Genomic DNA, 6,327 nt, shown 5'->3' with positions numbered 1-6,327 from the left:
TTTTCAAGCAGAAGACGGCATACGAGATCTGCGTATGTGACTGGAGTTCTGACGTGTGCTCTTCCGATCTGTTGGCGTACTGATTGATAATTTTAATAGTATGGCAGATAAATTAGAAGAAAATATTATAGAATTAGAAGATATTGCCAGAAGACAGGAGGATTTTACTGCCAGTTTCGCTCACGAGTTGAAAACTCCTCTTACAGCAATTGTAGGATATTCTGATATGTTAAGGTCTATGGACCTGGAGGAGAAAGAAATAAAAGAATATTCTAATTATATCTTTTTTCAGGGAAAGCGATTGGAAAAACTATCTTTTTCCCTGATGGATTTAATTTCTTTAGATAAACAAAATATAATTTTCAATAAAATAAATATGAAAAAGCTTTTAAAATCGGTAAGTGAATTGGAGAAACTGGCATTGAAAAAGAAAAATATCAATTTTAGAGTTCAGGCCTGCGATGGTTATGTTATGGGGAATGAGGAATTGTTAATTTCTTTGATTAATAATTTAGTCGATAATGCAAGAAAAGCGGTCAGCGAAGGTGGTATGATTGTCCTGACCGGTACAATGGAAAAAGACAAGTATACGATAACCGTTCAGGATAACGGATGTGGAATGGAAAAAGAAGAACTGAGAAAAATAACGGAGGCTTTTTATATGGTTGATAAATCCCGTGCCAGAAAAGAAGGCGGAGCAGGAATAGGTATGGCGTTATGTAAGAAAATAGTGTCTATTCATAAAGCAAAGTGGAAAATTGGAAGTAAGCCGGGAGTGGGAACTACAGTGTATGTCACTATACCATGTGAGCCGGTTCGCATAAAAAATATGAAACAACGCTGAAACTTGAGTGAAAGGAGAGGAGAATATGAAGATATATAAAACAATATTAGCAGTCATCGGAATTATGTTTTTGGTTGTACTTGCGTTGTTTCTTCCAACGTTTATTAATGATTTGACAGATAAAAAAGATGTAAGTAAGATAAAGTTCCCCGAAAGTGATAGTGTATATGAAGTGAATACAAATGTAAATAAATCTACAGTCGAGAAACTGAAAACATTGAGAGATATTTTGGCAAAGAAAAGAGAGGCACAGGTCGTACAGGTGCCTTTTATAGTCAGTGAGAATAAACAACAGGAGATAGAGCAGAATATCCAAAAGGAATTTGTAAAATGGTTTGGAAAACTTCAAAAAATAATACAATTCGAGGGGATAGATTTAAGTGCCAATGGATATTTTGTGTATAAAAATATAGAGTTATATACGATTTATGATACGAATATTTCATATTATGTGTGCGATTTGATTCTAGGAGTAAAAAAGACAGGGCAAAAATATAATATTAAATTATATGTGGATGGCGATGATTATAAAATATATCTGGCAGAATGGAACAGTGAGCGAATAGTAAGCTGGTTAGATGATTATTGGAACAGTCAATATGATAAGAGCAGTGATTTTGAATGGGTTTATGTTGCACAAGATAAGCTAAAACAGTATTTAGCAAAATATTATGGCATTGATAATGTAGAGCAATTAAAAGAAAATCAATATGGAGAGTATGGAGTTAATTTGAATGACTTAGTACAGTGGAACATTTTAAGAGATGTATATTATTATAGTGGAATGCCCCTGATACAATTAGGGATAGATGTATTTGACGCATTTACATATGGTGGAGATTCTTTTGTAAATGTTGGGTTTGTTGATAATCATTAAAAAAGCAGATATACTATTAATGTAAAAATAGGAGGATGCTATGGAGCTGATGGAGATTAGAGATTTATATAAAGATACAGAAAAATATATAGACAGAGAGGTACAGGTGGGAGGCTGGATTAGAAGTATTAGGGATTCTAAGACTTTCGGATTTATTATGCTGAATGATGGAACATATTTTTTACCGGTGCAGGTTGTCTACAATGATATGATGGATAATTTTTCGGAAATTTCCAAAATGAATATTGGGACTGCTTTGATTGTAAGAGGAAAATTAATTGCCACTCCAAATGCAAAGCAAAGTTTTGAAATTCAGGCAGAGGAGATTTTTATAGAAGGAGAGAGTACTCCGGATTATCCGTTGCAGAAAAAGCGTCACTCTTTTGAATATTTGAGAACGATTTCGCACTTAAGGCCTCGAACAAATACGTTTCAGGCAGTTTTCAGGGTACGTTCCCTGTGTGCATATGCAATTCATAAATTTTTTCAGGAGCAGGGATTTGTGTATGTACATACACCGCTGATAACAGGGAGTGATTGCGAAGGTGCAGGGGAGATGTTTCGGGTAACAACGATGGATTTAAACAATGTGCCAAAGACAGAGGATGAAATGGTGGATTATTCTAAAGATTTTTTTGGTAAGCCGGCAAATCTTACTGTTTCAGGACAGCTCAACGGAGAGACTTATGCTATGGCGTTCAAAAAAATATACACGTTCGGACCGACGTTTCGGGCAGAAAATTCAAATACGACAAGACATGCGGCAGAGTTTTGGATGATTGAGCCGGAAATTGCTTTTGCAGACCTGGAGGATGATATGGAGCTTGCGGAAGCAATGATTAAATATATTATTCAATATGTGTTGGAAAATGCTCCGGAAGAAATGAATTTCTTTAACGGTTTTGTGGATAAGGGGTTGTTGGATAGATTAAATCATGTGGTAAATTCAGAATTTGGGCGTGTAACATATACGGAAGCGATAGAACTTTTAGAAAAACATAATGATAATTTTGAATATAAAGTAAGCTGGGGGTCAGACCTTCAGACGGAACATGAAAGATATTTGACAGAAGAAATTTTTAAGAGACCCGTTTTTGTGACAGATTACCCAAAAGAAATTAAGGCATTTTATATGAAATTGAACGAAGATAAAAAGACGGTTGCAGCCATGGACTGTCTCGTTCCGGGCATTGGTGAGATTATTGGAGGAAGTCAGAGGGAAGAAAATCTTGAGGTGTTGAAAGAACGTATGAGGGAATTGAGACTTAATGAGTCTGACTATAATTTTTATTTGGAACTTAGAAAATACGGCACAGCGAGACATGCAGGATTTGGACTTGGATTTGAGAGGATGATTATGTATCTTACAGGGATGGCAAATATCAGGGATGTAATTCCATTTCCGAGGACTGTTAATAATTGTGAGCTTTAGGATTGATTTGTTTTTTGTGCCTATTAAGAATTTCTTAAGAATTGTTTTTAACCTATATTAATAATTCTATTATATCCTATATTCAAGTAATCAAAAGATTACAAAAAAAATGGAGGAAGATATGTACAATATACTGGTTTGTGACGACGATAAGGAAATTGTCGAGGCAATTGAAATTTATCTGACAAAAGAGGGATATAATGTTATAAAAGCATATGATGGGCTGGAGGCGCTTGAAAAGCTCGAGACTGAGGAAGTGCATCTTTTATTGCTCGATATTATGATGCCGAGGCTGGATGGTATCAGGGCAACAATACAAATACGGCAAAAGAGCGGTATTCCTATTATCATTTTGTCGGCAAAGTCAGAAGATTCAGACAAAGTGATAGGACTTGATATCGGTGCAGACGACTATGTGACGAAACCATTTAATCCTCTGGAATTGATTGCGAGAGTGAAATCCCAAATCAGGCGTTATACAAAATTAGGGGCAATTGCAGAGACTCGAAATAATGTGTATGTTGTCGGTGGTTTACAGGTGAATGATGAGAATAAGGAAGTAACTGTGGACGGTGAGCCGGTAAAACTAACACCGTATGAATACAATATCCTTTTATTATTGATAAAATCTCCCGGCAGAGTATTTACAATTGAGCAGATTTATGAGAGTGTCTGGAATGAGGAAGCGATTGCTGCTGATAATACAGTAGCTGTACATATCCGCCATATCCGCGAAAAAATCGAAATTAACCCGAAGGAACCAAGATATTTAAAAGTTGTGTGGGGACTGGGGTATAAAATCGAGAAAAATGAACGGGTTTCTATATAGGAGGAGAGGGATATGACAAGAAAAAGAGTCGTGTTACATTGTATTATTTTGGTTTTAACATTTTCAAGTGTGCTGAGTCTTACTGTTGCTCACAATATTTGGTCGGGAATATATACGGGAATGACTGTATCGGATGCTCAAAAGGAATATGAAAATACATATATCAATAATTTAAAAACAGTTATTTTTGAAGTATACGCACAAATGAATTATAGAAATGTTTTTGGTGAAGGTAAAAACCACAAATTTAAAGACGTAGTTTTACCTGAAAAAGAATGGCTGGACGAGGGGTTCTGTTGGAGTGTGACAGATGGAAAAATCACCAGAAAGAATGAGGGGGGAGAGGAAAATAAGTTCTATGAAAATAGGGCGGCCTTTGATAAGAATGGTTTCTATTTTAAAGAAGAAATAAACGAAAAACTGCTTAATATGGATAGATTTGATTCTGAATTTGAATGGGGCGGGGAATTTGTTTATGTAGACGATAGAGGTTCTACATGGGGATTTGACCTGGAAGATATGAAAAAGTTTTTTGAAAAAAATAATATTCAGATTGAGGTAAAGGTAAGGAAGAATTTATCGGATGATACACATCTCGGACGAATGAAATATTATGTTGAGGAGAAGGGGGTTACGTCTGAGGAGGTACAAAAGGATGCTAACCTGGCATTGAAGTGGGCAATTCTTACCTTAATCCTAGTTGTTGTTTCATTGATTTTGTTTGTTTGGCTTTTGATTATTGCAGGTCATAAGGAAAAAGGGGATAAAGCGCATACTTTTCCGATAGATAAACTTTGGATTGACCTGGCGTTGGCTATTTTTTGCATTGCAGCAATTTTCGCTATTAAGGTTTTGGAGGATTTATATTCTGAAGAGGTTGTCCTTGTCATAGGAGTGATATTTGCTTTAATATTCGTGGAAAGTCTGACACAGCTTTGTGAAAGTGCTGCAAGAAGAATCAAATGCAAATGCTTGTGTAGGACAACTTTAATGGCGGCGATATTTAGGGGGATAAAACATATTGCTGTGAATATATATGGAAATTTAAAAATTACAGGAAAAACGATTCTCTGGGGATGTATTGCTGCGGTAATATTTTTTACGGATGTGGCTTTTGTAAGTGTATTGAACGGTGAAATAATAGTATTGTTCGTTTTTGTTTCACCAATTGTTGCAGGATGTGTATTATTATGGGTTTATTTTAAAGAAAAAGAGATTTTAATTGAGGGGGCTGAGAAAATTGCAGGAGGACAGGTTTCTTATAAAATAAATGAGAAATTAAAGTTTGTTTCCAATAAGAAGATGGCACAAGATATTAATCATATTGGAGACGGATTGGAGGTGGCAGTTGCCTCAAGTCTTAAGAATGAAAGAATGAAAACGGAACTGATAACAAATGTTTCACATGACTTGAAGACACCTCTTACTTCAATTATTAATTATATTGATTTGCTGAAAACTGATGGACTGGATAGCCCGAAGGCGAAGACATATCTGGATATATTGGATAGAAAATCACAAAGGCTGAAGACGTTGACAGAAGATTTGGTGGAGGCATCGAAATTAAATTCCGGTGTAATTGAACTGCAATGTGAAAAAATAGATATTGTACAGCTGGTGAATCAGAGTCTCGCTGAATATGAGGAGCGGTTTGCCGATAAGAGTTTAGAAATCGTGAAAAATTTTGAAAAAGAAGCTATATATGTTAATGCAGACGGTCGAAAGACATGGAGAGCTCTTGATAATCTGTACAGTAATATTTGCAAATATGCATTATCAAACACAAGAGTTTATATTGATATAGAAATAAAAGGAAGCATGGCTGTTGTGTCTTTGAAGAATATTTCAGAAGGTAAGCTAAATTTTAGTGGCGATGAATTGATGGAGCGTTTTGTGAGAGGTGAAGTTTCAAGAACTACGGAGGGAAGTGGTCTTGGATTGTCAATTGCAAAAAGCATTATGGAGCGCCAGGAGGGAAGTCTTCAGATTATTTTAGATGGAGATTTATTTAAAGTACAGTTACGATTGAAAAGGGTTGACTTTTAAAATTTAACAGAATATAATAGTAGGGCATGCTTAAAGGGAGTAGTGTGCCCTTTTGCATGTATGTGTAACAAATTAACACATAATTCTAATAACAGGAGGTGAAACAGGGATGCCTACATTTAACCAGTTAGTAAGAAAAGGACGTCAGACAGCAGTTAAGAAGTCTACTGCTCCTGCTTTGTTAAAGAGTTATAACTCTTTGAACAAGAAAATGAACGATACAGCTTCTCCACAGAAGCGTGGTGTTTCATAAATATACAGCAGAGTTGGTAAATGTGGGAATGGATGACGAGAAAGAC

Annotated in this window: 4 protein-coding genes and 1 pseudogene; all 5 read left to right on the top strand. The window is 35.6% G+C overall.

The window, feature by feature from the left end; translation table 11 throughout:
* The first annotated feature begins 869 nt into the window (after window positions 1-869).
* Window positions 870-1,721, top strand: a complete 852-nt coding sequence (locus tag Q5O86_RS04800) for a hypothetical protein (RefSeq protein ID WP_302626015.1) — start codon at window positions 870-872, stop codon at window positions 1,719-1,721.
* Window positions 1,722-1,761: 40 nt separating this feature from the next.
* Window positions 1,762-3,153 carry an asparagine--tRNA ligase gene (gene asnS / locus Q5O86_RS04795; RefSeq protein ID WP_302626014.1) on the top strand — a complete coding sequence of 464 codons (1,392 nt, stop codon included), beginning with the start codon at window positions 1,762-1,764 and terminating at the stop codon, window positions 3,151-3,153.
* Window positions 3,154-3,274: 121 nt separating this feature from the next.
* Window positions 3,275-3,982: a response regulator transcription factor gene (locus Q5O86_RS04790; RefSeq protein ID WP_302626013.1), complete on the top strand. Its 708-nt coding sequence runs from the start codon at window positions 3,275-3,277 to the stop codon at window positions 3,980-3,982.
* A 12-nt stretch (window positions 3,983-3,994) separates the two neighbouring features.
* Complete coding sequence (locus tag Q5O86_RS04785; protein ID WP_302626012.1) at window positions 3,995-6,028, top strand: HAMP domain-containing sensor histidine kinase; 2,034 nt, start codon at window positions 3,995-3,997, stop codon at window positions 6,026-6,028.
* 109 nt (window positions 6,029-6,137) lie between these two features.
* Window positions 6,138-6,275: pseudogene (locus Q5O86_RS04780) on the top strand (30S ribosomal protein S12); the annotation flags it as partial.
* Between the last annotated feature and the right edge of the window lie 52 nt (window positions 6,276-6,327).

The sequence above is a fragment of the uncultured Eubacterium sp. genome, from assembly GCF_937958975.1.
GTDB lineage: Bacteria > Bacillota > Clostridia > Lachnospirales > Lachnospiraceae > Eubacterium_G.
The sequence above is the reverse complement of the archived record's forward strand: the minus strand, read 5'-3'. Positions and strand labels throughout refer to the sequence as shown.

What these genes read in the sequence shown, in the direction of transcription:
- Q5O86_RS04800 (WP_302626015.1), top strand. Translation starts at nt 870, where the DNA reads ATGAAGATATATAAAACAATATTAGCAGTCATCGGAATTATGTTTTTG.
- asnS (WP_302626014.1), top strand. Translation starts at nt 1,762, where the DNA reads ATGGAGCTGATGGAGATTAGAGATTTATATAAAGATACAGAAAAATAT.
- Q5O86_RS04790 (WP_302626013.1), top strand. Translation starts at nt 3,275, where the DNA reads ATGTACAATATACTGGTTTGTGACGACGATAAGGAAATTGTCGAGGCA.
- Q5O86_RS04785 (WP_302626012.1), top strand. Translation starts at nt 3,995, where the DNA reads ATGACAAGAAAAAGAGTCGTGTTACATTGTATTATTTTGGTTTTAACA.